Below are 25,113 nucleotides of genomic sequence, written 5' to 3' on the forward strand. Positions count from 1 at the left end.
TAACAATAGCAGAATGTTTCGGAACGTAACGAAAATCCGATCAAAATGTTTAGGCGGCCTTATTGCTGTAACCGAGCTGATGCAGCAGCGGCCCTGCCATCGCTGTTGTTATCAGTGCCATGAGCACCATCAGGGTGAAGAGGGTGGGGCTGATAACCCCAATGCTCAGGCCCACGTTCAGGATTACAAGTTCGGTTAAGCCCCTGGTGTTCATCAGCCAGCCAAGGGCTACCGCTTCTTTTTGGGGCAGGCCCCCTTGGCGGGCAAGCGCCCAGGTGCCAAGGAATTTTCCAGCAATTGCCACCAGCAACACCGCCGCCAATGCCCAGAAAAGCTGGGGGCCATTGATGCTGCCCACTTGGGTACGCAAACCGCTGATCGCAAAAAATACCGGCAGCAAAAGGGTTAAAACAATTTCCTCAATGTGCAGCTGCAGCCGCCTTATCAGTGGGCCGTAGCGCGGTATGGCTAGGCCAAACAAAAAAGCGCCAAATATGTAGTGCACTCCCGTTTGTTCAGTTACCACCGCAGAAAGAATTGCTCCGGCAAACACCAATGCCATTAGTAGGGGGCCTAAACGTTTGGCTTTTCTGTAGTGGGCCTCAAGCCGTGCCATCAATGGCCTTAAAACAAAAAGGAGCGTTACGGCCCAAAGGCTGGTGTAAACAAGGGCTGGCAGAGCCCCCAAAGGGGAGCCAGAACGGCTGAAGGAAACAACGGCCGCCAGCAAAACCCAACCCAACAGATCGTCTACCGCTGCGCAGGTGATCACCAGCTGGCCCAGGGGTTTTGTGAGTAATTGACGATCACGCAGGATTCTTGCCAACACTGGAAAGGCCGTAATCGCCATCGCTGTACCCATAAAAAGTATGCCCGCTAATTGATTTTCACCAGGTAGAAGTTCAGGTAGCCAAATTTCAAAACCCCTAGCTAAAGCGGCACCTAATAGCAAGGGGAGCAATATTCCTGCAATCGATACACGGCTAGCTAGGGGTATTTTTCCGCGCAAATGGGCTGGATTTAATTCAAGGCCGATCAAAAACATGAACAAAATCAAACCCAGCTGAGAAATAAGATCCAGCTGATGCATCACTTCAGCATTGAATAATAGGTTTTGGCTTTGGGGCCAAAGCCAGCCCAGCAGGGAGGGGCCCAAGGCAATGCCCCCAATGATTTCTCCGATTACTGGGGGTTGGCCAAACCTGCCAACAAAGCCACCTATTAACTTGGTAAATACAATAATTAGTGCTAAATCAATTAGCACCTTGGAGAGGGTGCTAATCAATTACTGCTTTCAGATTGATTGGTTACCCCTTCGATGCGATCTTCAATCTCCTGATAAAGCTCTTGAAGCTGCTCAATATTCTGCTCTGATGTTTCCCAATAGCCACGGCCATTAACTTCAAGCAATGTGCTAACAATGCGCCTATAGCTGTGGGGATTTAGATCCATTAAGCGTTTGCGCATTTCAGCGTCATTAATAAAAGTTTCATTTGCTTCTTCATAAACAAAATTGTCAACCGCTCCACTGGTTGCACTCCAGCCCAGGGTGAAGTTAAGCCGTTTTGCCACCTCCCTAACCCCTTCATAGCCAGAATCCAGCATGCCTTCATACCATTTTGGGTTTAGCAGCTTCGTACGTGAATCAAGCCTGATTGTTTCTCCTAGGGAGCGCACTTGGGCATTTGCCGTGGTGGTATCTGCGATGTAACTCGCCGGTGCTTTACCGTCCTCCCTCAAGCCGGCGATTAATTTGGTGGGATCTGAATCAAAATAGTGACTCACATCCGTAAGCGATATTTCAGCAGAATCTAGATTTTGAAAAGTAACATCTGCTGTTTTCATCACCGATTCAAAAACATCTCTGTTTTGATTCATCTCACCGGGGTTATCGGCATTGAATGCAAATGTTTTGCGGTTTAAATACATTTCCTGAAGTTCTTCCTCCTGTTCCCAGGTGCTGTTCTCCACAGCGAGATTAACGTTTGAGCTATAGCTACCGCTCGCATTGGAAAATACCCTTGTGGCCGCATCCCTAAGGCTGGTTCCTTGGGCTTCCGCCTGCTCTAGGGCATGGCGTCGCACAAAATTAAGCTCAAGTGGTTCATCAGCCTCGGCAGCTAATTTAACGCCTTGATCAATTAAAGCCATTTGGTTGATAAACAAATCTCTAAATACACCGGAGCAATTAACAACCACATCTATGCGAGGGCGACCCAGCTCCTCAAGGCTAATCAATTCGAGTTTATTCACTCTACCGAGGGAATCAGCCACTGGCTTAACTCCAATAAACCAAAGGATTTGAGCTAATGATTCACCGTAGGTTTTGATGTTATCCGTACCCCAAAGCACACAGGCAATGGTTTCGGGCCAGCTGCCCTGCTCGGATTTTTGCCGCTCAATCAAGCGATCAACCACCACCTTCGCAGCTGCGATTGCCGCTCTTGTGGGAATCGATTGCGGATCGAGGGCATGGATATTTTTGCCACTGGGCAACACCCCTGGATTGCGAATTGGATCACCGCCGGGCCCCGGCAGCACATATTCGCCATCGAGGGCGCGCAGTAAGCTTTCAAGCTCCATATCTGCGCAGATTTGCTCTAGGCAAAAACGCAAATAGGCAAAAAGCTTGTTAAGGGCAACGCTATCAACATTGGGGAAGCCGGCCCGTTTGCAGGCTTTTTGCCAGGGGGTTGATAGTTTTACGCCAACTTTTTCTAATAGTTGCTGCAGCCAAGCAAAATTTTGGCGCAGGCTCACCCTGCCATCGCGGCCGGTAACAGCTTTCACCATCGAAGCCACCGCCAGCCTGCAGGTGGCGGTGATCTTTTGATTTAGTTCCACATCAGCTAACACACCGGCATCATTGCCTTTGTAGATGCTGCTAATGCTGCGGTTAATACTTTCTGCCAGCAAACCTGGTAACCCGCGCAGGTCATCTTCGTTTCGCTCTAGGGCGGCAATGCTCACGAGGGTGGCGATCGCTTCCGCCGCCGTTGGCGGTTTACCAATGGTGTGCAAACCGCAGGGAAGTAGCCGGCTTTCAATTTCCATTAGCTGCCGATAAACAGCACCCACCACAGCATCTCTTTGGCTGAGATCTAAGGATTGTGAATCGGCTTCCGGCAGGGTTACATCCTTATCTAAATTACATAAACGAGCGGTTTCAATAATGGCATTAACAATTTGCACCCCCCTGCTGCTCTCGCGCAGCTGTTGATATGAACCCACCAGTTCACCGAGTTCCTTAAGCCCCTTATATAAACCGGCATTTTCCGCTGGAGGTGTGAGATAACTAATTGTTGAGGCGTAACCCCTGCGTTTTGCGATAGTTGCTTCGGAGGGATTATTGGCGGCGTAATAATATAGATTGGGTAATTCACCTATTAATGAATCAGGGTAGCAATTATCACTCATGCCCATTTGTTTGCCTGGCATGAATTCAAGCGAACCGTGGGTGCCAAAATGCAAAACTGCATCGGCGCCCCAAACTTTTTCTAAATAGGTGTAATAGGCAGCAAAGCCATGGTGGGGACTGGCGCTTCTGGAATAAAGCAATCGCATTGGATCACCTTCGTAGCCAAATGTTGGTTGCACACCAACAAATACATTGCCAAAATGTTTGCCATAAATTAATAGATTTTGACCGTCGGAATTCAGTTCACCTGGCGGTTTACCCCAATTTTCCTCAAGCCGTTCCGAGTAGGGGGTGAGCTCTTCATATTCAGCCACACTCATGCGATGGGCGATCGCTAGTTCAGGGGACCCTTCCATCGCCTCTGGATCTTTGAGTATCAATTCCATCAGCCCCTTTGCTGAACGGGGCACATCACCCACTTGATATCCCCTTGCCCGCATTTCTTCTAAAACCCGATGGATCGAGCCAAACACATCCAAATAGGCTGCGGTGCCAACATTTCCCTTGTCAGGGGGGAAACTAAAAACCGTAATTGCTAATTTTTTCTCAGCCTTTGGTTTTAAACGCAAGTTTGCCCAACGTATGGCCCGGCCTGCGATCGCATCCACCCGATCCTGCAGGGTATGGGCCTTACCTGTTGCATCATCACGGCCGCTAAGCACAATCGGCTCGATGGCGCCATCTAATTCGGGTATGGCAATTTGCAGTGCCACCTGAACCGGGTGGAGACCTAAATCACTTTCTTCCCATTCCTGGGTGGTTTGAAACACCAGTGGCAGGGCCACCATGTAAGGGCGATTAAGTTTTTTAAGGGTTTCGATAGCCTTGGGGTGATCCTGGCGGGCTGGCCCGCCAACCAGGGCAAATCCAGTTAGCGACACGGCCGCATCAACTAGGGCTTGATTTGGATTTAAGGGGTCAAAGAAGTAACTATTTACAGGCTTAGAGAAATCCAAACCGCCGCAAAATACGGGAATAACCCTGGCGCCACGGAATTCAAGTTCCTGAATAAGTGCAACATAATGGGCATCGTCGCCGGTAACGATATGGCTGCGCTGCAACACCAAACCGATCAGGGGTCCCGAGCCAAGATTGCTGCGGCTGTTGCTCCAATTAAGGTATTCTTTGAGATCTTCAAACATCCCAGTTGCAAGCGGATGCCAGATACCTAAATCGGGAAATACAACCGGATCAATAACTTCAATGTCTTCCCTGTTTGTATCAGCCTTTGGGTAAACATATTTATCAGCCAGCATTAATAACAAATTTCTTAGATTGTCGGGGGTGCCGCCAAGCCAATATTGAAAACTAAGCATGAAGCTGCGGGCATCCTGGGCTTTCTCTACTGGTAAATATTTTAATACTGTGGGTAATGTATTTAGTAATTTTAGCATTGCATCTTGAAAGCTTGCGCCACCCGCCTCTTTGCGTTTGCGCATGAATTGGGCAATTGCACTTTTACTTTGGCCTAATTGGGCCATCGAAAAACTACCCAGTTTGTTTAAGCGCATCACCTCCGGCATGGAGGGAAAAACAACCGTTGCTTTGAGGCGATCGCGATGGGGTGAAACCGCATCTACCACCTTCTGGGCCAAATCTTCAATAAATATCAATGATGCAATAAAAACATCAGCTGCCGCCACATCAGAGCAAAACTGCTGATAGTTTTCTGGATCTCTTAGTTCTTCAATTAGATATCCGCACAAATTAACTGAAAATGAACCTGGTTGCGAATTAAGTGCATTAACCGCTTGGGTTAAAGAGTTTTGATATTGGGGCTCTAACACCAGATACACAACCCGCATCACCAGCCGTGAGGCATCCGGCTCGGGACTCACCCGGCGACTGGCGGAACGGATTTGGGTAAACATGCGGCTCTGGTTTAGATCAGTAAAGATTACGGAGCAGCAGTTGCTGCTGTGGTGTTCATCATTAATCCATGAGCGATTTTATTCCAGTGGTTGTTGCCGGCGCCCTAGGCCGGATGGGGGCTGAGCTGATCAGAACCCTTGCCCAAACCAGTGACTGCAAGCTCGTTGCCGCCATCGACACCACCCCAGGCCGGGAGGGGGAAGATGTGGGCATCGCCCTTGGTTTGGAACCGCTTGAGGTGCTCCTAAGCGCTGATTTTGAGGGCAGTTTGTGCTTAGCCAGCCAGCAGCATCCCGGTTCGGTGCTCGTGGATTTCACCCATCCCAAGGTGGTGTATCAACACACCAGGGCTGCCATTGCCTATGGGTTGGCACCGGTTATTGGCACCACAGGCCTTTCCCCAGAGCAAATAAGTGATTTGGCGGATTTTGCCGCTAAAGCCTCCATGGGCGCAGCTGTGATTCCTAATTTCTCCGTTGGGATGGTGCTTTTGCAGCAAGCTGCCGCCGCCGCCGCCCGTTTCTACAACCATGCTGAATTGGTGGAGCTCCACCACAACCGCAAGGCAGATGCCCCCAGTGGCACCTGTATAAAAACGGCCGAATTGATGGAGGAGCTTGGTAAGGCTTTCAACCCCCAGGAGTTGGAGGAACACGAAAGTTTGGCCGGCAGCCGTGGTGGGCTAAGGGAGAGTGGCCTAAGGCTCCATTCGATCCGTTTGCCGGGCCTAGTGGCCCATCAGGAGGTTCAATTTGGTGCCCCAGGCGAGCGCTATGTGCTGCGCCACGACACCTTCGACCGTGCTGCATACATGCCTGGCGTTTTGCTTGCTGTGCGTAAGGTGCGTCAATTGCCAGGGCTTGTGTATGGCCTTGAGCGCTTGCTTTGAATAATTAACGCCGAAAACTGGGCAAATGCTTCTCCCCCTTAAACCAGGCGAACTGCAGCGTTTAATCCCTGCCGTTGCCAGTGGGCCCCAATTTAGTTTTTGCTCCGGTGGCCCCCAGCTGGTGTTGCAGCGGGTATTGGTTTCAACCCTCGGGGGGGTAATTCCGCTGTTGATCTCCCAGGGGGGCTTTGGCTCCCGCTGGAGCAGCCTCTGGCTCGTGATTGGTTTAACGATGCTGCTTTATTTCCTGTGGGGACCGATCCTCCAAGCCGGCAGTCGCAATTCCCAGCTGCGCAAATATCCAGCAGCGGCTTTATTTGAAGGTGAAATTGCCGATCTCTACACAAAGGAAAAACTGGAGGGTCGCCAAGAAACCACCGACACCAAGGGCCGCTTGGAGTTGGTGGAGAACCGCCGCACCTGGCTTTGCCTAGAGCTTGCTGATGAGGAGGGCTACCTAGGTCAACTGCGCTTTCCCTTGGATAAGGCCCATAAAGCCCTGCGAAAGGGCATGACAATCCGTTGCCTTGTGCTTTCTGAACGCTCGGATTTTTCCCGCATTGCCAGGCTTTCCGATGGTTGGGTGCCCCAGGCCAAGCTTTGGGTTGGCGACTATCCCTATCTGCTGAGGCCTGCTTTCGAGGAAATCTGCCTCAGGCGATTTCGTTAGGCCATAGGGCATCCGCCATCTGGCAAATTTGCCGCATCGAAGCCACATCGTGCACCCGCACCATTGCGGCACCCCCGGCTATGGCCTTGCAAACTGCTGCAGCGGTGCCCCAACTGCGGGCCTTGGCTCGATTTTCCTTGAGGATCTCGCCAATAAAACGCTTGCGGCTGGGCCCCACCAAGAGGGGATAGCCATGGGCAGCCAATTGGGGTAAGCCCTCCAAGAGGGCAAGATTTTGACTGGTTGTTTTTGCGAAACCCAAGCCCGGATCCCACCACAGTTGTTCGCGTTTAATACCTGCATCCAGGGCTGCGGCACTGCGTTGCAGTAGTTCTGCAATTACATCTGAAACCACATCGTTGTAATTGCAAAAATTTGCCATTGTTTGGCTACTGCCACGCCTGTGCATCAACACATAGGGGCAGCCCGCTTTTGCCACAAGGGGCAGCATTGCCCCGTCGGCTGTGCCCGCAGACACATCATTTATCCAATTGACGCCAAGCTCGAGCGCCTTAGCCGCCACGGGTGCATGGAAAGTATCTAGGGAAAGTAATAAATCAGCAGGTAGCTCCCCCTCTTGGCGCGCTTGGCAAATTAATAACAAAGCAGGTAATAACCTTTTCAATTCTTGCTCTGGCGCCAAGAGCTCAGCCCCAGGCCTCGTGCTTTGAGCTCCAACATCAATTATATGCGCCCCTTGTTTCGCCAGGCGTTGGGCTGTTTTTAAAGCGCGATTTGGCTGGCAGTGTTCACCACCATCACTAAATGAATCGGGGGTAATATTTAATACCCCCATTACTTTTGTTGAGCGGATCAAACCTGAGCGGGTACTTGGTAATTAACAATTCTGGCAAACCCTTCAGCCTCCAGGGAAGCACCCCCCACCAAAACCCCATCGATATCAGACATCGCCATTAATTCATCAATATTGCCCGCTTTTACCGAGCCTCCGTATTGAACCGTGAGGTTGTGGTGGCCCACCCAAGTACGAATGAGGCCGCACACCCGATTTGCCTCCTCCGAAGCGCAGGTTTTTCCTGTGCCGATGGCCCAAATCGGCTCATAGGCAACCACCAATTGAGCTGGGTTAATGCCATCAAGGCCCTGTTCCACCTGGCGACGAATCACCCGTTCTGTATCACCACTGCTGCGTTGTTCATCACTTTCACCAACGCAAAGAATCGGTATGAGCCCAGCGGCTTGGGCCGCCCGGGCGCGGTGGTTGATCTGTTCATCGCTTTCGCTGAAATATTTGCGCGGTTCGCTGTGGCCAACGATTGTGTAGCTCACGCCATGTTCCAGCAACATGTTCGCTGAGATCTCACCTGTAAAGGCTCCATTGCCTTCCCAATGAACATTTTGGCTCGCCAATTGCACGGCGCTGCCGGCAACTGCCCTGTGCATGGTTTCTAAGGCCGTAAAAGCTGGAGCTAAAACGATGCTGCGATCGCTTGGGGCATTGGCCACCAAGGGCAAAAATTGATCTGCGAAGGCGCGGGCCTCGCTGCAGGTCATATGCATTTTCCAATTGCCGGCAATCACCACCGGACGCGATCCTTTGCTCACGCCACCCCTCTTTTAAGCAGCTCAACTTAAGTGTTGGCCTCACCCGCCACTGTGAGCATTTCCCCCCCTAGTTCCACCTGATCTCCAGCTTGTAGTTTGCGGCCCCTGCGGCTTTCAATTTGGCCGTTAACCCGCACTTTGCCCCCCTGGATCAGCAGCTTTGCTTCACCCCCTGTGCCCACCAAGCCGTGGAACTTAAGGAATTGATCGAGTTGCATCAATCCAGGCGGTGCAGGGCTGCGGCTTAATCTGCGCCCATGGTTGCATCCTCCCCAGCTGGTTTCCGCCGGCTGCTGCCCTTGCTCAAACCCCATCGGGGTCGCCTGGCGGCAGGTGGGCTCTGCATGGTTGTGTTTGTTGCCTGTTGGCCACTGCTGGCAGCCCAAGCGGGCCAACTGATTCCAGCGATTGGTAGCGGAGATTTCAGCAGGGTTTTACGGGTAATCAGCATTGCCCTTGGCTTGTTTCTGTTGCAAAAATTGGCCCAATTTGGCCAAGACACCCTGCTGGCCGCCCCCGCTTTGCAGGTGAGCCAGGCCCTACGGCGTCAATTATTTGCCCGTTTGCAGCGCCTGGAATTTGGCGTTTTAGAAAAACTCTCCTCTGGAGATCTCACCTATCGGCTCACGGAGGACGCCGATAGGGTTGGTGAGGTTATTTACAAAACTATTCAAGACACCACCCCAAGCCTGCTGCAGCTGGTGGTGGTTTTTGGCTACATGGTTTATCTGGATTGGAAGTTGTCTTTGGCAACTTTGCTTCTAGCTCCCTTGGTGGCCCTGCTCGTGAGTGCCTTTGGTGCCAGGGTAATGGGGGCAGCAGAACGCAGTCAGCAACAGGTAAGTGAATTGGCTGGTTTGCTGGGGGAGGCGATCAACGGCTTACCGCTGGTGAGGGCGTTTGCCGCTGAGGAATGGTTGCAGGAGCGTTTTGAAACTGAAATTGATCTGCACCGCAGGGCCCGTTATCGCACCTTGAGGCTTTTGGCTCTGCAGCATCCGGTGGTGGGTTTCATTGAAGCGGCCGGCATCCTTGCCGTGCTGCTAATCGGTGCTGCCCGCATCAGTGCAGGTGGGCTCAGTGGTGCGGGCTTTAGCAGCTATGTGGCAGCTCTTTTGATGTTGATCGACCCGATCTCCCACCTAACAACGAATTTCAACGAATTTCAACAGGGGCAAGCCTCCCTGCGCCGGTTAAGGGCGATTGAGGCGGAACCGATCGAACCGCCAGATTCAGCAACAGCGGTGCCCTTGCCGCAATTGCAGGGCCGATTGGTGCTTGATCAGGTGAGCTTTGGCTACACCCCAAACCAGCCGGTGCTGCACAACCTCAACCTCAGCATTGAACCGGGCCAGGTGGTGGCCCTTGTGGGTCCATCAGGCGCAGGAAAAACCACCCTGTTCTCCCTGCTTTTGCGCTTCAACGTGGTGCAACAGGGCAAGGTATTGCTCGATGGCATTGATCTATGTAACTTGCGGGCGGCTGAATTACGACGTGCGGTGGCCTTAGTGCCGCAGCACAGCAGCCTTTTTTCCGGCACCATTGCCGATGCCATCCGCTTTGGACGCCCCGCCAGCGACGGGGAATTGCAGCGTGCTGCCCAGCTGGCCAATGCTGCTGAATTCATTGAAGCCCTCCCGGGGGGATATCAAGCCAGGGTGGAGGAGAGGGGCAGTAATTTTTCCGGCGGCCAACTGCAACGCCTAGCGATTGCCCGTGCGGTGCTCGGCAACCCTGCCGTTTTGCTTTTGGATGAGGCCACCAGCGCCCTGGATGCGGAGGCGGAGGAGGCGGTGCAACAGGGCTTAGCCCAGGCCATGGCAGGTCGCACTGTGCTGGTAATCGCCCATCGCCTTTCTACGGTGCAGGAGGCGGATTGCATTCTATTTTTAGAAAATGGCCGCATCATTGAGCAGGGCAGCCACGATCAATTAATGCAGGCTGGCGGCCGCTACCGAGAACTTTGCAATCGTCAGTTAATTCGTTCCTTTCTCCCCTGATTAAAAATCTGCCATGACATCAGGCTGCCCCCGCTGGGAATATCGGGTGATTCATATCAATGTTGACAATGGCCCCCCGCCGGTGCCCCCTACCCCCGAGGCGGCTAGTGAAAGGTTGGGGGGTGCCCTCAGCCCCGATTTCATCGCTAGGGAATTCCCTGATTTCTATGCCAAAAATCAATCCCTGCCAAAACATCCAGCTGCCCAGCTACAGCATTTTCTCAATCTGCTGGGCCAAGAGGGATGGGATCTAACTGAAACGGCCCAGGTGGGACCCCTATTGATGTTCTTTTTTAAACGGCCCCAAACCCCGCTACATTGAGCCGGCACAAAACAATTGCAATGACCAACTCTGGTGATCAGGAAAATCCGGTTTTAACGTTTGAAAATAAGCGCTACGACTTAAACAATCTGCCAGACGACGTTAAAGAACTGGTGCGGGGCATGCAGGTGGCCGATGCCCAGCTTCGTCTCCATGAAGACACCCTGAAGGTTCTTGCTGTGGGTCGCCAGTCGATGGCGCTGCAATTGAATGAGCGCCTAAAAACCATCGACCCCATGGCTGATTGAGTAGGGGCTCAGCTAAGCGCCTCAAGGTTCTCAAATAAAAAGCGTTGCTGGCTGGCTGGTGTGTCCCCATGGGCATCACTGGCCACCAAGCGCTCCCCTAAAACCCAAGGGCCCCCATCACCTAGGGGCACAAAGCTATCTGTGAAATAGCTTTTCCCACCCTTGGGCTCCCCTGTGCTGGGATCGCTATAGCTACTGCTGTAGCTCTTGCTGAGGTAGCCACTGCCGGTGCTTGTGGTGCTCTCAGTGAAGATTGTTACAACCGTGCCGTGGATGTGGCGGTGCACCATCGTTACAACGTTGTTTTTGATTCGATAGCGATCACCGCTATTTTTGCCACCAACGATCACTTCAGTGCCTACGGCATTTGTGTCGCCAGCGGTGAAGGTGTTGGCGCCGTGGGTTTGCTCGAAGCTGCGGCGCACCCTGTGGATGGCCACTTCCCATAGCTGGGAGGCGATCGCCTTATGGATTTCCTCGTTAGCGATGCCATCCACGCTGGCCTTTAGATCAGCGCCAACTTGAAAGCTGCCCTGCTCGCGACGGCCTTCCTGTTCCCAGATGCAGGTGCCCTTGTAACCACTGAAGCCCGGTTCCCAGGTGTAGCGGTTGGCATAGGCCGCTTGGAAAGCTGCTGTGCAATCGCTGCCAGAAATGATTAATTCGTTGCTGTTTGCCATGGTTAGCGATGCAAATCCTGCAGCGCATTGATTGGTAGTTCATTCTGACCCTGCAGGGCAGCTACTGCGGACACCGCTGCCCGAGCCCCGGCCAGGGTGGTAACTGTTGGCACCTGGTAATCAAGGGCTGCCCTGCGCAGGTAGCGATCGTCGTGGGTGGCTTGGCGGCCGATGGGAGTGTTGATGATTAATTGAATTTCACCGGATCGGATCGCGTCTTCCACGTTGGGGCGGCCTTCGTGCACCTTCAGCACTGTTGTTACCTCTAAACCTTCAGCCCGCAGGTGTTTTGCGGTGCCAGCTGTGGCCACTAGTGCAAATCCTTGGGCGGCTAAATCGATGGCGATCGCGCCAAGGGCTTGTTTATCGCGGTCGTGGGTGGAGAGAAAAACTGTTCCTGCAATGGGCAACACCTCCCCCGCCGCCAATTCCGCCTTGGCGTAGGCCATGCCAAAACTAGGGGCAGTACCCATCACTTCCCCGGTGGAGCGCATCTCCGGGCCGAGTAGGGAATCTGCCCCTGGGAAACGCCGAAAAGGTAAAACAGCTTCCTTAACCGCCTGGAGCGGTGGCTGTGGTTCCGAATTGAGCCCAAGTTGATCAAGGTTGCTACCCGCCATGATCAAACTGGCAATTTTGGCTAGGGGCACACCGGTTGCCTTGGCAACAAAAGGTACGGTTCTCGATGCCCGTGGATTGGCTTCAATGATGTAAACCTTGTTATCTTTAACGGCAAATTGCAGGTTTATTAATCCACGAACCTCCAAATGTTGGGCTAATTCAGCACTCCATTTGCGAATTAATGCCAGGGCATCTGCGCTCAAGCTCACAGCCGGTAAACAACAGGCTGAATCACCAGAATGAATTCCGGCAGGTTCAATATGTTCCATTAAACCACCGATTACAACGCTGCCGTTGTTATCACAAAGGGCATCAACATCCACCTCGGTGGCATTTTCAAGATATTCATCTATGAGCACCGGTTGGCTTGGATCTACCTTCACTGCTTCGCGCATGTAGCGATCTAATTCGCTGCTATCAAACACCACTTCCATTGCACGGCCGCCCAACACATAGCTGGGACGCACAACCACTGGATAGCCGATCTGCTCGGCAATGACGATTGCTTCTTTTTCACTTCGGGCGATGCCATTGCGCGGTTGCAGTATCTCAAGTTTGCGTAAAACAGCTTCAAATTGTTCCCTATCTTCAGCTAGATCAATATTGCGAGGTGAAGTGCCCCAAATTTTTGTGCCGGTGAGTTTGCCCCGTTCGCTTTCCAGCCAGGCCAGCAATGGCAGGGCAAGCTTGAGGGGGGTTTGACCGCCAAATTGCACAATTACGCCCGCCGGTTTCTCAGCTTCGATCACATTCAAAACATCTTCAAGGGTGAGTGGTTCGAAGTAGAGGCGATCGCTGCTGTCGTAGTCGGTGGAAACGGTTTCAGGGTTGCTATTTTGCATAATTGTTATCAACCCCTCCCCTTGAAGTGCAAAGGAGGCATGGCAGCAGCAATAATCAAATTCGATGCCCTGGCCGATTCGATTTGGGCCACCGCCCAGTATTAAAACCTTGCTGCGGTTTTCAGGTTTCACCTCACTAGTGGGGCTTAAATACTCAAGGTTGCCACTACTATTTAGCTTTTCTAAGCGTCTTTCGTAGGTGGAGTAGTGATAGGGGGTGCTGGATGCAAATTCAGCGGCGCAGGTGTCAACTGTTTTGAACAACACATCAACCCCAAGGGATTGGCGGTAATCGCGAACGGCTAGCTCGTTGCTGGCTGTGGCATGGGCTATTTGATGGTCGCTGTAGCCCAGTTGTTTAAGTTCAAGCAATGCTTCTGCATCAAGAGCTTCCAGGCTTTTGCCCCACAACAAGCGCTTTTCACTAACTAAAAGAGCTTCAAGTTTGGCAAGAAACCAGGGATCTATGCCGCTCAGTTGATGTAATTCGGCCACGCTGCGGCCTTGGCTTAAACCTGTGCGCAGGTGGAAAATACGCTCTGGGGTTGGGGTGCGCAGGTTGCGATCCAGTTCAGCGGCGCTTTGCTCTGCTTCTGGTTGATCACAGCCCCAGCCGCTGTGGCCGGTTTCAAGGGAGCGCAGGGCCTTTTGGAAGGATTCCTCAAAACAACGGCCAATCGCCATGGCCTCCCCCACCGATTTCATTGAAGTGGTGAGCACTGGGGAACTACCGCTAAATTTTTCAAAGGCAAAACGCGGCACCTTTGTTACCACGTAGTCGATGGTGGGCTCAAAACAGGCCGGTGTTTTTTCTGTGATGTCGTTAATAATTTCGTCTAGCCGGTAACCCACGGCGAGGCGTGCGGCGATTTTGGCAATCGGAAAGCCCGTTGCCTTGCTGGCAAGGGCCGAGCTTCGGCTAACCCTGGGATTCATTTCAATAACAACAACATCACCATTGATTGGATTTATGGCGAATTGGATGTTGCTGCCGCCAGTATCAACTCCAATTTCGCGAATAATCGCAATTGATTGATCCCTAAGCCTTTGATATTCCCTATCCGTGAGGGTTTGTGCCGGGGCCACGGTAATCGAATCGCCCGTGTGTACCCCCATCGGGTCGAGGTTTTCAATGCTGCAAACAATCACCACGTTGTCGGCGCTATCGCGCATTACCTCAAGTTCAAATTCCTTCCAGCCCAAAAGCGATTGCTCAATCAAGATTTGCGATACGGGGCTCGCTTCTAAACCGCTTTTGCAGATGGCTAAAAATTCCTCTGGGTTGTAGGCAATGCCGCCGCCGGCTCCCCCCAAAGTGAATCCGGGCCTAATGATCCGTGGATAGCCGCCGATGCTCTCGCCAACGGCCTCCGCTTCCTTGAGGTTTGTTGCAATGCCTGAGGGACAAACGGCCACACCGATGCGCTGCATCGCCTGTTTGAACAAATTGCGGTCTTCGGCCTTGTGGATCGCCTCCAGATTTGCGCCGATTAACTCCACTCCAAATTTGGCCAAGGTGCCGTTTTCGGCCAGGGCCACGGCCAGGTTCAAGGCCGTTTGGCCGCCCATGGTGGGCAAAAGCGCATCGGGCCGTTCCCTCTCGATTACCTGGCTCACAACCTCAGGGGTGAGCGGTTCGATGTAAGTGCGATCCGCCATGTCGGGATCGGTCATGATCGAAGCGGGGTTGGAATTCACCAGCACCACTTCAAAACCCTCTGCCCGCAGCGCTTTACAGGCTTGGGTGCCCGAATAATCAAATTCGCAGGCTTGGCCGATCACGATCGGCCCGGAGCCCAGTAGCAGGATGCGACGCAAATCCGTGCGACGGGGCATGGGCGGTGATTTCAGCCAAACCTTCACAGCTTCTCACCTCCTGGGCAAACCGCACCAGCAATGGGTGCGCAAGGGTGGCTACCCTGGGGGTTGTATCCGACGTTGACCAACGTCCGTGTCCATGAGTGAGCTCCAGCGCCTGAAAGGGCTGCTGCCGCCAGAAATGCAGAGTTGGGTGTTTGTGGAAGCAGCTGCTTCTGCCGATCCGCCCCTCATCAGCCTGGAAGAAATTGGAAGGGATGAGGTGGAAATCCAGCTGCATTTAGATAAATGGGATGAATTAGCCCTCGACCATCGCAACCTGCTTTTTTGGCACGAGGTGGGTCGCATCCAAAACGATGCAATCCCCCGCGATGGTTGGGAGATGGCTGCCCTTGCCATTGGCCTGGGCGGCGCCATTGGTGAGCTTTGGGTGCAAGACGGTTTGTTGCTCGTTCTTGCCGTTGGTTTGTCGGGATTTGCCGGCTATCGGCTTTATCTAAAAAATAATTCTGAAAAGCGCCTGCAAGATGCCATCGCAGCCGACGAAAGGGCCATAGGCCTCGCCACCCGTTTTGGCTACACCCTGCCCAATGCCTACAAAAGTTTGGGTGGAGCCCTAAAAGAGCGCATTGAGCAAACCCGTAAGAAGCGCCAGCGCAGTTTCTTTGAAGACCGCCTTGAGGCGTTGCGTAAAAGTGCGGGTAAGGCACGGGCCGACATGGCCCAGCAGCAGGGCAGTAGCCGTTCCGTAACCAGTGAGAACGTTTATGGATAGCGAAGGCCTAGCGCGCTTGGCAGCTGAAGCTGCCGACGATCGCAAGGCGGTAGACATCCGTTTGCTGCGGGTTGAAGACGTAACTACCCTCACCGATTGGTTTGTGGTTTGCAGCGGCCTTTCCGATGTGCAAGTGAGAGCGATTGCCCGTTCCGTTGAGGATCGCCTTGAGGCTGATTGTGAGCGGCTTCCCCTGCGCAGGGAGGGCGTTACCCAAGGGCGTTGGGTGCTGCTTGATTACGGCGATCTGATCGTTCAGGTGCTCACCCCCCAGGAGCGCAGTTACTACGATCTAGAGGCCTTTTGGGGCCATGGTGAAACCATCCACTTCAGCCATACCCCCTGATAAATGGCGATGAGCGTATGTCCTGTGCCGCCAGAGCAACGTCCGCTTCAGGAATATCAGCAGCTCTCTGATTCCTGGTTTTTTAGGTGGCCTCTGCACTCCTTCAAGGGGTTGATTGTTGCCTTGGCAGGCGGCTGGTTGCTGCTTCTTCCCTTGGCTGTTTTAGTTGCCAGCGGCAGCGTGCCCTTGCGCCATAACCCAGCGCAAATGGTTTTAGTGGCCGCCGTTGCTGCCCTGCTACTGCCGTTACTGCTGCTCTTGCGCCAGTGGCTTGGCTGGTGCTACGTGCAGCGCCGTTTGCTTAGCGAAAAAATTTCCTATGAAGAATCCGGCTGGTACGACGGCCAGGAATGGGAAAAACCCTTGGATTGGCGTCAGCAGGATCTTTTGGTGGCCCAACATCAAGTAAAGCCAATCCTGGCGCGGCTTATCCGCGCCACGCTGATGGTTGCGGCATTGCTGTTGTTTGGCTCCAGCATCTGCCAGGCTTTCTGAGCCTTAACTGCAGCGCCGATCTTTATGGCTTCATCCCTGGGCCTCAGTGGAACTAGTCGCCAGGGGCCCCCCGCCTTGGAGGTGGTGCTTTTGCGCAACGGCATGGCCGAATCCTTCCATCGGGTTCATGCGGTGGTAACGGATCAGCGGGGCCGGCTTTTGATGCGGGCTGGCGATCCCCAGCAGCTCAGTTTTATTCGTTCCAGTTTGAAGCCATTTCAGGCCCAGGTTTTTGTTTCCAGTGGAGCCTTTGATGGCCAGGGGGGCTCAGAACGGGCCATGGCGATTGCCTGCTCATCCCATGACGGCACCTTGGCCCAGGCCCGCGAGGCGTTTCAGGTGCTCTGGCGAGCAGACGTAGATGTGAGTTTTTTGCGTTGCCCTTGCCCCAAGGGGAGGGAAAGTGCTCTGCAGCACAACTGCTCTGGAAAGCATGCTGCTTTCCTTGCCAGCTGCAAGCGCATGGGTTGGCCTTTGGAGGGTTACCTAAATCGCAACCATCCCCTGCAACAGGAGGTGCTCAATCGGGTGGCGGAACTGCTGGGCATACCGGCAGCTGAATTGGTTTCTGCCTGCGACGATTGCGGTGCCCCCACCCTGCAACTGCCCCTCTGCCAGATGGCTTTGCTCTATGCCCACCTGGGTGGCGGTCAGCTGCCAACGCTTGAAAGATTGGCAAGGGCAATGCAGGCCCACCCTGAGTTAGTGGCCGGCGAAGGTCGATTTGATACGGAATTGATGCGCCGCAGCTTGGGTTTATTGGTTAGCAAGGGGGGGGCAGAGGGCATCCAGTGCCTTGCCCGCATGGGCGAAGGCCTGGGTTTGGCAATCAAAGTTGAAGATGGCTCCAGCCGGGCTAAATGGGCGGTGGCCCTGCAATTGTTAAAACAATTGGAATGGTTAACCCCTTCGGCCCAAGAGGAGTTGGAGGAGCAATTCTTGATACCCATGGCGGGGCAAAGGCTCGAGGTACGTGGCGAATTGCGTTAGGTGATGGTTTATTATTAAGGCTTGGTGATGCCGCGGGGTAGAGCAGCCTGGTAGCTCGTCGGGCTCATAACCCGAAGGTCGGGAGTTCAAATCTCCCCCCCGCCACCAAATCAACCAAATTAGAAGCCACCCACTCTTAATTAAGAGTGGGTGGCTTTTTAGTTACGGGTTTCAAATTTAATTTTTAATTTTTATATTTTTAATTTTTTGAGTGTTAATTAGAAATCAGTTAGCGGCTAAAAATACCGTTTAGGTAATGCTGGGCAACGGCCTTATCGGTGCTGCCATTTTGAAATAGGAAGCTGGCAACGGCTGAACTAACCAACTGATATTGATCCCATTGGGGATGCTCCTTGAGGAAGTGGCGCATGCTTTGAAAAAGCGCTTCAGGTACCTCCGCTTCCATGCTCACCACTTCGATGCTGCTCTCGTTGCTTTCAAGCTTTGTTTCTCTACCGTTTGCCAACCTTAGAACCTCCCTTGCCTATGCATAAAGCCATAGAAGTGGCTGATGCGTCAAAGTTTGAGCTTTGGGCGGTTTGGCACCATCTAATCGCTGAGATTGCCTGCGGAAGCTCAGCGGCAGAGCTAAATGCTGAAGCGATTTAATTCCCCTGAACAACTTCGCGATAGAAGTCAAGCTTTGAAGGTGCTTCCCGATACTTTCCACAGGTTGAGGCCATCGGCCATGTCCTCCAGCGGATCAGCAAAGGAAATAGCCATGTTTCTGGGGAAAAACCAGGTATAAGCTGGGGAAAACCTAGGTTAGCTGGGGATAAACTTGCACTATTAGCAGAGCTAATCATTTAAAGTCTTTTTGGTCTAGGCGTAAGACTTAGACGGATGTGACCTGGGAAACATCCAAATGTTTTCCAAATTGCTTCAAATTTTGAGCTAGTTGGGTTTTTGCTCAGCGGCGGATCCAAATGCGAGAGCCGCCTTGATTGCTTTGTTGGCAGGCATCCATGGCCACTTGGCTTTGCAGGCCCTCCAGAAGCCCTGGAATCATGGGCCTGCCTTCACGGATGGCTGCAGCCCACCAGCCCAGCAAGCGTTCAGTTGGTGCAATCCTTCCGTCTTCCCAGGTGCGGCCGAAGGCCAGGTTTGAATCAGGCTTGATTGGCATCAACGGCTCCCCTGTTTTTGCGCCCTGCAGGCCAAAGCCATGCACGTAGTCGTTTTGATTGGCACTGCCTAGAACAAGTGTTCCTTCTGAACCATAAAGTTCTAGCCAGCAACCCCTGCCCTGTTTTGCGATTGAGGAAAGGGCTATTTGAGCAGGCATAGCTCGATCGCCATTGCTCCAATTGGGTTTTAGTTGCATTTGGATCAGGGCCGTATCGGCGGCATCAACCTGGCCATAACCCAACCCATCAGCTTTGGGCCGCTCCCCGATCGCCACCGATAGCTGCGCCTGCAGCTCCAGGATCGGTCCCACTAGCCATTCCATCAAATCAAGGGCATGGCTGCCGAGGGCCCCCATAACCCCACCCCCCTGATCCTGCTGGGCATACCAATTCCAGGGGCGCATCGGATCGCTGCGGCTAGCCATCAACCAGTCGAAGCGCAGCAGCCAGGGATCACCAAGCCAACCGCTTGCGAGAAGTTGGGCAAGTTGTTGGAAGGCCGGCACAGCGCGGTATTCAAAATTCACAGCACAACAACAGCCATGCGCCATGGCCAGTTGTTCAAGCCGTTGCGCTTCAGTGGCATTTAAAGCTATGGGTTTTTCCAGTAGCAGATGCTTACCAGCCAAAAGCGCTTGCTCTGCTAACTGAAACCTCACCGCCGGTGGTGTTGCCAAAACAACCGCCTCAACCTGGGGCTGGGCTAGTAAGGCCGCAAAATCAGAGCTTCCCCATAGGTTTGCGCGGCTGCATGTTTTCTGTAGGCGCTGTTCGCGGGGATGCCAAAGGGCCACAGGTGCCATTGAGGCACTGGCCTGCAGGGCCGGTAGGTGTACTTTCTCGCCAAAACCAAGGCCTGCAATTGCCACCCCAATTTTTGCTTTTGTCATGCTTTGCCTTGCTCCAATAAACCCTCACCCCTGGCTGCTGCGCAGCTTTGCTGCAGCACTTCAGCAATCAAATCCTCAGAGCCCACCAATTGCCATTGGGCCCTGGGGCGGGGCAGTCCGTTCACTTGAAGGTCTTTGTAGAGCTGTTCATCACAATCAAGGGCCATCACATACAAGGCCCCTGTTTGGCTTTTGCCGGATTGATCAGGGTTTGCACTAAAGCGACTCAGCACGGTTAGCTCGCCTTTGCGATTGCGCCTCAAGCTGCCTTTATCCCACCATTGGCGCCCTTCTGCCGTGGGGGTTACCTCCTGCCAGTCCACTGGTCCTGCAAAAGCTATGGCGGGGTGAAAACCGATAAGCCAAATCGTTAGCGCTGAAGCACAAAGGAAAGTAGCGATTGCGTTTAGGTATTGCTTCATCCCACTAGTGCGGCAGCTTTTTGGCCATGGATGGCAAGCAGGCTTGCAAGGGTGCTGCGCAATTTGGGTCTGGGCACAATTGCATCCACAAAACCGTGGTCCTGAATGTATTCAGCCGTTTGAAAATCATCCGGTAACTTTTCCCTCAAGGTTTGCTCAATCACGCGGCGGCCTGCAAAACCGATGAGTGCTTTTGGTTCGGCAAGGATTAGATCGCCCAACATTGCAAAACTTGCAGTTACTCCACCGGTGGTTGGATGGGTGAGCAGTGGGATATAGAGCAGCTCTTGGTTGCGATGGCGCTCTAAGGCACCCGACACTTTGGCCATTTGCATCAAACTCAGCATTCCCTCCTGCATCCGGGCGCCACCGCTGGCGCACACCACAAATACGGGCAGCCGTTCGGCCGTGGCAGTTTCAATTAATCGAGTGAGTTTTTCACCCACCACCGAACCCATGCTTCCGCCCATGAAGCGGAAGTCCATTACTGCCACCGCTAAGGCAAACCCCTCAACGCTGCCGCTGCCGCAAACCACGGCGTCGCGCATGCCGGTGCTCTGTTGGCTGTCTCGTAAACGATCTGCATAGGCCCTGCGATCTTTAAATGCCAGGGGATCGGTTGGGCTCAGCTGGGAATCAATCTCAGTGAAACTGCCTGGATCCAACAACAACCGCAAGCGCTCTTCGCTATCGATCCTGTGGTGGTAGCCGCAAGCTAAACAAACACTGCAGTTGGCAATCAAGTCCTTGCGGTAAACCACTTCGCCGCATTCAGGGCATTTGCTCCAAAGGCCATCACCTTCGTCATTTTCAGGTGCTGCCCGCAGCACTGGGGCAGTTTTACGTCGATCTGCAAACCAGTCGAGAAGCGACACAGCAGGCCCGTTAACACCTATCTATTAAAGGATCCTGAAGGGCGGGTTGATCACAAAGCCCCAGATTTGGTTGCAGGCAAGCCAGCTGAGCAGGCCACCAACAGCAAGAAATGGTCCAAAGGGAAAGGGTTGCCGGGCAGCGAGTTTGCCGCTTAAGCGCCCCAAAAGCCCAAAAACCGCCCCCAGCAGCACAGCTAGGCCAACCGCTACCCCAAGGCCTTTGAGGCCAAGCCATGCCCCGAGCAGGGCGGCGAGCTTTGCATCACCCAGCCCCAAGGCAGGGGTGCCCATCAACTTTTCAGCAGTGGCGCTCACCCCTTCAAAGGCCAATAAACCAATTGCGGCCGCCAGGCAGTGAAATAGCAGCAGCTCAGCTCCCTTGCCCTGTAGGTAGCCCAATATGAATGTGCAAACCAAGCCACTAATCACGCCCCAACGGCAGAGCGATTCCGGTAGGCGCAGCGTTTTGATATCAATTAATGCCAATGGCAACAGCCAAGTAAGCAGCAATCCACCCGCCAATAAATTCAGCACTATCCCTGGATTACCGATGCGGCCCACCCCAGGGAGGGCTAAAAGCACCCAAAATCCAGCTGTTAAAAGTTCAACCGCCGGATAGCTGGGGCTGATGGAGCTATAGCAAAAACCGCAGCGTCCCTTCAATAAAAGCCAGCTAACTACAGGAATATTTTGATGCCATTGCAATGATTTACCGCAGCGCGGGCAATGGCTGCCAGGCCATAGAAGCGATTCAGCCCTTGGTAAGCGCCAAACCACAACATTTATAAAACTGCCCACACATAGCCCCAGCAATGCAGCTAACGCAAAGATCATCTGCGGCTGCGGCTTTTGCCCAGGGGTTTATTGCGCAACAGTTCCAATGGCACAAATTGTTCCTGGGGCAGTAAAACTGGCGCTTCAAAAATTAAGCGAGCAGATTTACCGCCATTAACCACCACAACCCCCAATGGTTCTGGACAGCCATTGCGCTCCAAATTGCGTTCTAAGTTCTGCAAATACAAACGCCTTGCAATTTGCAGAATCATCCCTAATTGCTCAGGAGGACAGCGCCACATTGCAGGATCACATTGTCCCGAAGCACCATCGATGGCAAAGGAGGGAAGGGTCAAATGCGCTGGCGTTTTTCTTCAATCATGCGATGAATAATAGGGGTAAGGATTAATTCCATGGCAAAACCCATCTTGCCGCCGTTTACCACGATCGATGTGGGGCTAGACATAAATGAGTCGTGGATCATATCGAGCAAATAGGTGAAATCCACATCCCATTTGTCCCTGGCGCCCTTGCGGAAGTGAATGATTACAAAGCTTTCGTCGGGGGTGGGAATATTGCGGCAGATAAAAGGATTGGAGGTATCTACCGTTGGCACCCGCTGGAAATTTATGTCGGTAAGGCTGAACTGGGGGCAGATGTGATTTATGTAGTCGGGCATGCGACGCAGAATTGTGTCAACGATCGCCTCTGCTGAATAGCCCCGTTCGGCATTATCACGGTGAATTTTTTGGATCCATTCCAAGTTGGTGATCGGCACCACACCCACCAAAAGATCGGCTAGGGCAGCAACGTCGTAACCATCACCCACCACACCACCATGCAAGCCCTCATAGAAGAGCAGATCTGTGGAGCCTGGGATTGGTTCCCATGGGGTGAATTGACCTGGATCTAATGATGTGCCAAGGCGGGCGTTGTGTTCCGCTGCTTCTTCAGGGCTGTGCAAGTAATAGCGCTTCTCTCCGCCACCGCTTTGGCCGTAATTACGGAAAAGCTCTTCTAATTTTTCAAACAGGTTGGCTTCAGGGCCAAAGTGGGAAAAATTTTCTCCTGCCGCCAAGGCCTTGGCCATGGCCTCCTTCATGGGAGCCCGCTCAAAACGGTGGTAGCTATCACCCTCCACCACTGCAGGGGTGATGCCCTCGCGAGCAAATATGTGCTCAAAGGCCCTTTTTACGGTGCTGGTGCCCGCGCCGGAGGAACCGGTAACCGCAACGATGGGATGAAGCTTGGACATCAGCAGTGCAGTACTAGCTCGGGAGATTTTGTCAGAGCATCGGCCAAATCCAACCAGTTGATTAAGCAAGGGCCCTTAACAATTCTTCCCCCATGGCGCTGCAAGCGAGTTTTGTGCAGCCATCTGCCATCAGATCTCCCGTGCGAAAGCCCTGCTCAAGAACTGCTGAAACCGCATTTTCTAAGGCCAAGGCGGCCGCATCTTGCTTGAGTCCAATGCGCAACATCATTGCCGCTGAAAGCACCATGGCCAAGGGATTAGCCAAGTCTTGCCCTGCGATATCAGGGGCTGAGCCATGCACAGGTTCAAATAAACCAGGCCCTGAACTACCAAGGGAGGCAGAGGGCAACATGCCAATGGAGCCCGTGAGCATCGCCGCTTCATCGCTGAGGATGTCGCCAAAAAGATTGCTGGTTAACAGCACATCAAACTGGCGCGGTTGCCGCACCAATTGCATAGCGGCGTTGTCCACATACATGTGGCTCAAGTTCACATCTGGGTAGGCGCCAGCCATTTCATTCACCCGATCGCGCCAGAGTTGGCTCACATCCAGCACATTTGCCTTATCCACAGAACAAAGAACCCCACGCCTTTGGCGGGCCAGATCAAAGGCCACCTTGGCGATGCGATCCACTTCAGAGCTGCTGTAGGTCATGGTGTTGAAGCCCCGCTCCTCGCCGTTTTCGAGCTGCACCCTGCCCTTTGGTTGGCCGAAATAAATGCCACCTGTTAGTTCCCTCACCACCAAAAGATCAACTCCGCTGATCACTTCCGGCCGCAAACTGCTGGCGTCAATTAGGGCGGGAACTATGGCAACTGGCCGCAGGTTTGCAAATAAATCCAAGCCCGCCCTTAGGGCCAGCAAGCCTGATTCCGGCCTCTGCTGCCGGGGCAGGTTGTCGTATTTGGGCGCACCGATGGCGGCTAGCAGCACCGCATCACTGGCCTTACAGGCCGCCAGGGTGCTGGCGGGTAAAGGTTCACCAAATTTCTCAATGGCGTCACCACCCACAGGTTGGTGATCAAAATCCAACTGAAAGTTGAATTGTTGCGCCACCCGCCCCAAAAGCTTTACGGCTATTGCTGTGATTTCAGGCCCGATGCCATCGCCGGCTAGGAGGGTGATTCGATAGCTAGCCATGGCTGCTTTGCTGTTGGTTGTTAGCTCGAACCTATCGCGTCAGTTTGTTTGATTTAGTTGGCGCAGGCTGCGGGCCATCTCGGGCAACTTGCTAAACACAGCTGAACAACGCAGCCAGAGGCGGTTTGGTATGGCTGGATAACCACTAACCACCTCACCAGCGGCCACCTCCCCATGGATGCCGGATTTTGAGGATGCAATAGCGCCATCGCCGATAACAGCACGATTGGCTACCCCCACCTGACCAGCCAGGATCACGCCATTGCCGAGCTTTGCTCCGCCAGCAATGCCCACCTGGGCTGCAAGGGCACAATTTTTGCCCATGCTTACGCCGTGGCCCACCTGCACCAGGTTGTCGATCTTGCTGCCAGCACCAATGCGTGTTTCCCCCACTGATGGCCTATCAATGGTGGAACCACAGCCGATCTCTACGCCATTTTCAAGCACCACAAGGCCCGTTTGGGGCATTTTGCGCCAGCCATCTGCGGTGGGTACGAAGCCAAATCCCTCGCTGCCGATCACCGCATGGGAATGCACCACACAGGCCTCAGCCAGCCTGCTGCCGGGATGAAGCACAGCTTGGGCATGCAATTCACAGCCAGCACCTATTTCCACATCTGGATAAATCACAACAGCTGGATGGATGATGCAATCGGCGCCGATTTTGCAGTTTGCACCTATCACCACATGGGCGCCCACATGGATACCAGCGGCTAATTCCGCAGTGGGATCTATCACCGCAGTGGGATGAATTCCAGCAGCTAATTGCCGCTTGGGGTAGAGCTGCTCAAGCGATTCAGCAAATCCAAGCCTTGGATTTTTAAGCGCCACCCATGCGATACCCCGCTCTGTTGCTTTGCCATGGAGTTCGGAATCTGGCGGCAGGATTAAAGCTGACGCCTGGGTTTCAGCTAAGGCGGCAAGCAGGGCATTGCCGGGTTCAAGGAAACTGAGTTCCCCTGCTAGCGCTTGGTTGAGAGCAGCGGCCCCATTTAATTCGGGATCATTGGCCAAATTGAAGGGTTGGTTTTCAGCCCCGGATAGGTGCTGTAGCAATGTGCTGAATTGCATGGCAGG

General features: G+C 53.3%; 25 protein-coding genes and 1 tRNA gene. 10 read left to right on the forward strand and 16 right to left on the reverse strand.

What is annotated here, in order from left to right; genetic code table 11:
* Positions 1–49: 49 nt before the first annotated feature.
* Both KBY68_RS00840 and KBY68_RS00845 read right to left on the reverse strand, forming a co-directional pair.
* Positions 50–1,285 carry a cation:proton antiporter domain-containing protein gene (locus KBY68_RS00840; protein ID WP_255095543.1) on the reverse strand — a complete coding sequence of 412 codons (1,236 nt, stop codon included), beginning with the start codon at positions 1,283–1,285 and terminating at the stop codon, positions 50–52.
* Positions 1,282–5,289: a magnesium chelatase subunit H gene (locus KBY68_RS00845; protein WP_255095544.1), complete on the reverse strand. Its 4,008-nt coding sequence runs from the start codon at positions 5,287–5,289 to the stop codon at positions 1,282–1,284. Before KBY68_RS00845 ends, KBY68_RS00840 begins: the two co-directional genes overlap by 4 nt.
* 68 nt (positions 5,290–5,357) lie before the next feature.
* Here KBY68_RS00845 and dapB point away from each other — a divergent pair, with 68 nt between their 5' ends.
* Both dapB and KBY68_RS00855 read left to right on the forward strand, forming a co-directional pair.
* A complete protein-coding gene (gene dapB / locus KBY68_RS00850; RefSeq protein WP_255095545.1) occupies positions 5,358–6,179 on the forward strand; it encodes a 4-hydroxy-tetrahydrodipicolinate reductase in 822 nt (273 codons plus the stop codon).
* A 25-nt stretch (positions 6,180–6,204) separates the two neighbouring features.
* Positions 6,205–6,849 (forward strand): DUF8619 family protein, encoded by a 645-nt coding sequence (locus KBY68_RS00855; RefSeq protein WP_255095546.1) that lies wholly within the window; start codon positions 6,205–6,207, stop codon positions 6,847–6,849.
* Here the strand turns inward: KBY68_RS00855 and folP are convergent.
* From folP to KBY68_RS00870, 3 genes are read right to left on the reverse strand one after another with little or no spacing between them, the layout of a single operon-like run.
* Positions 6,833–7,666, reverse strand: a complete 834-nt coding sequence (gene folP, locus KBY68_RS00860) for a dihydropteroate synthase (RefSeq protein WP_255095547.1) — start codon at positions 7,664–7,666, stop codon at positions 6,833–6,835. The genes KBY68_RS00855 and folP overlap by 17 nt on opposite strands.
* Positions 7,663–8,415, reverse strand: coding sequence for a triose-phosphate isomerase (gene tpiA / locus KBY68_RS00865; protein WP_255095548.1), 753 nt, complete (start codon positions 8,413–8,415; stop codon positions 7,663–7,665). Before tpiA ends, folP begins: the two co-directional genes overlap by 4 nt.
* Positions 8,416–8,441: 26 nt before the next feature.
* On the reverse strand, positions 8,442–8,633 hold the full coding sequence (locus KBY68_RS00870; protein ID WP_255095549.1) for an RNA-binding S4 domain-containing protein: 192 nt from the start codon (positions 8,631–8,633) through the stop codon (positions 8,442–8,444).
* Positions 8,634–8,672: 39 nt separating this feature from the next.
* On the opposite strand from KBY68_RS00870, the gene KBY68_RS00875 reads away from it, so the two are divergent.
* From KBY68_RS00875 to KBY68_RS00885, 3 genes are read left to right on the forward strand one after another with little or no spacing between them, the layout of a single operon-like run.
* Entirely contained in the window at positions 8,673–10,415 is a 1,743-nt protein-coding gene (locus KBY68_RS00875) for an ABC transporter ATP-binding protein (protein ID WP_255095550.1), read from the forward strand.
* 13 nt (positions 10,416–10,428) lie between these two features.
* A complete protein-coding gene (locus KBY68_RS00880) occupies positions 10,429–10,737 on the forward strand; it encodes a hypothetical protein (protein WP_255095551.1) in 309 nt (102 codons plus the stop codon).
* Between the two features lie 20 nt (positions 10,738–10,757).
* A complete protein-coding gene (locus tag KBY68_RS00885; RefSeq protein WP_106499428.1) occupies positions 10,758–10,985 on the forward strand; it encodes a DUF6447 family protein in 228 nt (75 codons plus the stop codon).
* Between the two features lie 8 nt (positions 10,986–10,993).
* Here KBY68_RS00885 and KBY68_RS00890 read toward each other — a convergent pair whose 3' ends face one another.
* Both KBY68_RS00890 and carB read right to left on the reverse strand, forming a co-directional pair.
* Positions 10,994–11,665 (reverse strand): DUF3386 domain-containing protein, encoded by a 672-nt coding sequence (locus tag KBY68_RS00890; protein WP_255095552.1) that lies wholly within the window; start codon positions 11,663–11,665, stop codon positions 10,994–10,996.
* A gap of 2 nt (positions 11,666–11,667) precedes the next feature.
* Positions 11,668–14,964 carry a carbamoyl-phosphate synthase large subunit gene (gene carB / locus KBY68_RS00895; protein WP_255095662.1) on the reverse strand — a complete coding sequence of 1,099 codons (3,297 nt, stop codon included), beginning with the start codon at positions 14,962–14,964 and terminating at the stop codon, positions 11,668–11,670.
* Between the two features lie 121 nt (positions 14,965–15,085).
* Here carB and KBY68_RS00900 point away from each other — a divergent pair, with 121 nt between their 5' ends.
* From KBY68_RS00900 to KBY68_RS00920, 5 genes are all read left to right on the forward strand, one after another.
* Entirely contained in the window at positions 15,086–15,721 is a 636-nt protein-coding gene (locus tag KBY68_RS00900) for a DUF3318 domain-containing protein (protein WP_106499431.1), read from the forward strand.
* Entirely contained in the window at positions 15,714–16,067 is a 354-nt protein-coding gene (rsfS, locus tag KBY68_RS00905) for a ribosome silencing factor (RefSeq protein WP_106499432.1), read from the forward strand. The genes KBY68_RS00900 and rsfS overlap by 8 nt, the downstream gene beginning before the upstream one ends.
* A gap of 3 nt (positions 16,068–16,070) precedes the next feature.
* Positions 16,071–16,562: a CGLD27 family protein gene (locus KBY68_RS00910; RefSeq protein ID WP_255095553.1), complete on the forward strand. Its 492-nt coding sequence runs from the start codon at positions 16,071–16,073 to the stop codon at positions 16,560–16,562.
* Positions 16,563–16,586: 24 nt separating this feature from the next.
* Complete coding sequence (locus tag KBY68_RS00915; RefSeq protein ID WP_255095554.1) at positions 16,587–17,552, forward strand: asparaginase; 966 nt, start codon at positions 16,587–16,589, stop codon at positions 17,550–17,552.
* 31 nt (positions 17,553–17,583) lie between these two features.
* Positions 17,584–17,660: transfer RNA gene (locus tag KBY68_RS00920), tRNA-Met, on the forward strand.
* Positions 17,661–17,781: 121 nt separating this feature from the next.
* Here KBY68_RS00920 and KBY68_RS00925 read toward each other — a convergent pair.
* The 9 genes from KBY68_RS00925 to lpxD form a co-directional block, all read right to left on the reverse strand.
* Positions 17,782–18,018 (reverse strand): DUF2811 domain-containing protein, encoded by a 237-nt coding sequence (locus KBY68_RS00925; RefSeq protein ID WP_241537031.1) that lies wholly within the window; start codon positions 18,016–18,018, stop codon positions 17,782–17,784.
* A gap of 444 nt (positions 18,019–18,462) precedes the next feature.
* Positions 18,463–19,569 carry a Gfo/Idh/MocA family protein gene (locus tag KBY68_RS00930; protein WP_255095555.1) on the reverse strand — a complete coding sequence of 369 codons (1,107 nt, stop codon included), beginning with the start codon at positions 19,567–19,569 and terminating at the stop codon, positions 18,463–18,465.
* The gene (locus tag KBY68_RS00935) at positions 19,566–19,991 is read right to left on the reverse strand and encodes a hypothetical protein (protein WP_255095556.1); all 426 of its coding nucleotides are present in this window, start codon (positions 19,989–19,991) and stop codon (positions 19,566–19,568) included. Before KBY68_RS00935 ends, KBY68_RS00930 begins: the two co-directional genes overlap by 4 nt.
* Complete coding sequence (gene accD / locus KBY68_RS00940) at positions 19,988–20,866, reverse strand: acetyl-CoA carboxylase, carboxyltransferase subunit beta (protein WP_255095557.1); 879 nt, start codon at positions 20,864–20,866, stop codon at positions 19,988–19,990. Before accD ends, KBY68_RS00935 begins: the two co-directional genes overlap by 4 nt.
* A gap of 24 nt (positions 20,867–20,890) precedes the next feature.
* The gene (locus KBY68_RS00945; RefSeq protein WP_255095558.1) at positions 20,891–21,700 is read right to left on the reverse strand and encodes a prepilin peptidase; all 810 of its coding nucleotides are present in this window, start codon (positions 21,698–21,700) and stop codon (positions 20,891–20,893) included.
* Complete coding sequence (locus KBY68_RS00950) at positions 21,697–21,912, reverse strand: hypothetical protein (protein ID WP_106499451.1); 216 nt, start codon at positions 21,910–21,912, stop codon at positions 21,697–21,699. The genes KBY68_RS00945 and KBY68_RS00950 overlap by 4 nt, the downstream gene beginning before the upstream one ends.
* An 80-nt stretch (positions 21,913–21,992) precedes the next feature.
* A complete protein-coding gene (locus tag KBY68_RS00955) occupies positions 21,993–22,895 on the reverse strand; it encodes a phosphoribulokinase (protein WP_255095559.1) in 903 nt (300 codons plus the stop codon).
* Between the two features lie 61 nt (positions 22,896–22,956).
* Positions 22,957–24,036: a 3-isopropylmalate dehydrogenase gene (gene leuB / locus KBY68_RS00960; protein WP_255095560.1), complete on the reverse strand. Its 1,080-nt coding sequence runs from the start codon at positions 24,034–24,036 to the stop codon at positions 22,957–22,959.
* A gap of 39 nt (positions 24,037–24,075) precedes the next feature.
* Entirely contained in the window at positions 24,076–25,107 is a 1,032-nt protein-coding gene (gene lpxD, locus KBY68_RS00965) for a UDP-3-O-(3-hydroxymyristoyl)glucosamine N-acyltransferase (RefSeq protein ID WP_255095561.1), read from the reverse strand.
* Positions 25,108–25,113: the final 6 nt, after the last annotated feature.

The sequence above is a fragment of the Synechococcus lacustris Maggiore-St4-Slac genome (assembly GCF_024345595.1).
GTDB lineage: Bacteria > Cyanobacteriota > Cyanobacteriia > PCC-6307 > Cyanobiaceae > Synechococcus_D > Synechococcus_D lacustris.

Coding starts and splice junctions, on each gene's coding strand:
- KBY68_RS00845 (WP_255095544.1), bottom strand. CDS start 5,289: ATGTTTACCCAAATCCGTTCCGCCAGTCGCCGGGTGAGTCCCGAGCCG.
- dapB (WP_255095545.1), top strand. CDS start 5,358: ATGAGCGATTTTATTCCAGTGGTTGTTGCCGGCGCCCTAGGCCGGATG.
- KBY68_RS00855 (WP_255095546.1), top strand. CDS start 6,205: ATGCTTCTCCCCCTTAAACCAGGCGAACTGCAGCGTTTAATCCCTGCC.
- KBY68_RS00870 (WP_255095549.1), bottom strand. CDS start 8,633: ATGCAACTCGATCAATTCCTTAAGTTCCACGGCTTGGTGGGCACAGGG.
- KBY68_RS00875 (WP_255095550.1), top strand. CDS start 8,673: ATGGTTGCATCCTCCCCAGCTGGTTTCCGCCGGCTGCTGCCCTTGCTC.
- KBY68_RS00880 (WP_255095551.1), top strand. CDS start 10,429: ATGACATCAGGCTGCCCCCGCTGGGAATATCGGGTGATTCATATCAAT.
- KBY68_RS00885 (WP_106499428.1), top strand. CDS start 10,758: ATGACCAACTCTGGTGATCAGGAAAATCCGGTTTTAACGTTTGAAAAT.
- KBY68_RS00890 (WP_255095552.1), bottom strand. CDS start 11,665: ATGGCAAACAGCAACGAATTAATCATTTCTGGCAGCGATTGCACAGCA.
- carB (WP_255095662.1), bottom strand. CDS start 14,964: ATGCCCCGTCGCACGGATTTGCGTCGCATCCTGCTACTGGGCTCCGGG.
- KBY68_RS00900 (WP_106499431.1), top strand. CDS start 15,086: ATGAGTGAGCTCCAGCGCCTGAAAGGGCTGCTGCCGCCAGAAATGCAG.
- rsfS (WP_106499432.1), top strand. CDS start 15,714: ATGGATAGCGAAGGCCTAGCGCGCTTGGCAGCTGAAGCTGCCGACGAT.
- KBY68_RS00910 (WP_255095553.1), top strand. CDS start 16,071: ATGGCGATGAGCGTATGTCCTGTGCCGCCAGAGCAACGTCCGCTTCAG.
- KBY68_RS00915 (WP_255095554.1), top strand. CDS start 16,587: ATGGCTTCATCCCTGGGCCTCAGTGGAACTAGTCGCCAGGGGCCCCCC.
- KBY68_RS00930 (WP_255095555.1), bottom strand. CDS start 19,569: ATGACAAAAGCAAAAATTGGGGTGGCAATTGCAGGCCTTGGTTTTGGC.
- KBY68_RS00935 (WP_255095556.1), bottom strand. CDS start 19,991: ATGAAGCAATACCTAAACGCAATCGCTACTTTCCTTTGTGCTTCAGCG.
- KBY68_RS00945 (WP_255095558.1), bottom strand. CDS start 21,700: ATGATCTTTGCGTTAGCTGCATTGCTGGGGCTATGTGTGGGCAGTTTT.
- KBY68_RS00950 (WP_106499451.1), bottom strand. CDS start 21,912: ATGATTCTGCAAATTGCAAGGCGTTTGTATTTGCAGAACTTAGAACGC.
- KBY68_RS00955 (WP_255095559.1), bottom strand. CDS start 22,895: ATGTCCAAGCTTCATCCCATCGTTGCGGTTACCGGTTCCTCCGGCGCG.
- leuB (WP_255095560.1), bottom strand. CDS start 24,036: ATGGCTAGCTATCGAATCACCCTCCTAGCCGGCGATGGCATCGGGCCT.
- lpxD (WP_255095561.1), bottom strand. CDS start 25,107: ATGCAATTCAGCACATTGCTACAGCACCTATCCGGGGCTGAAAACCAA.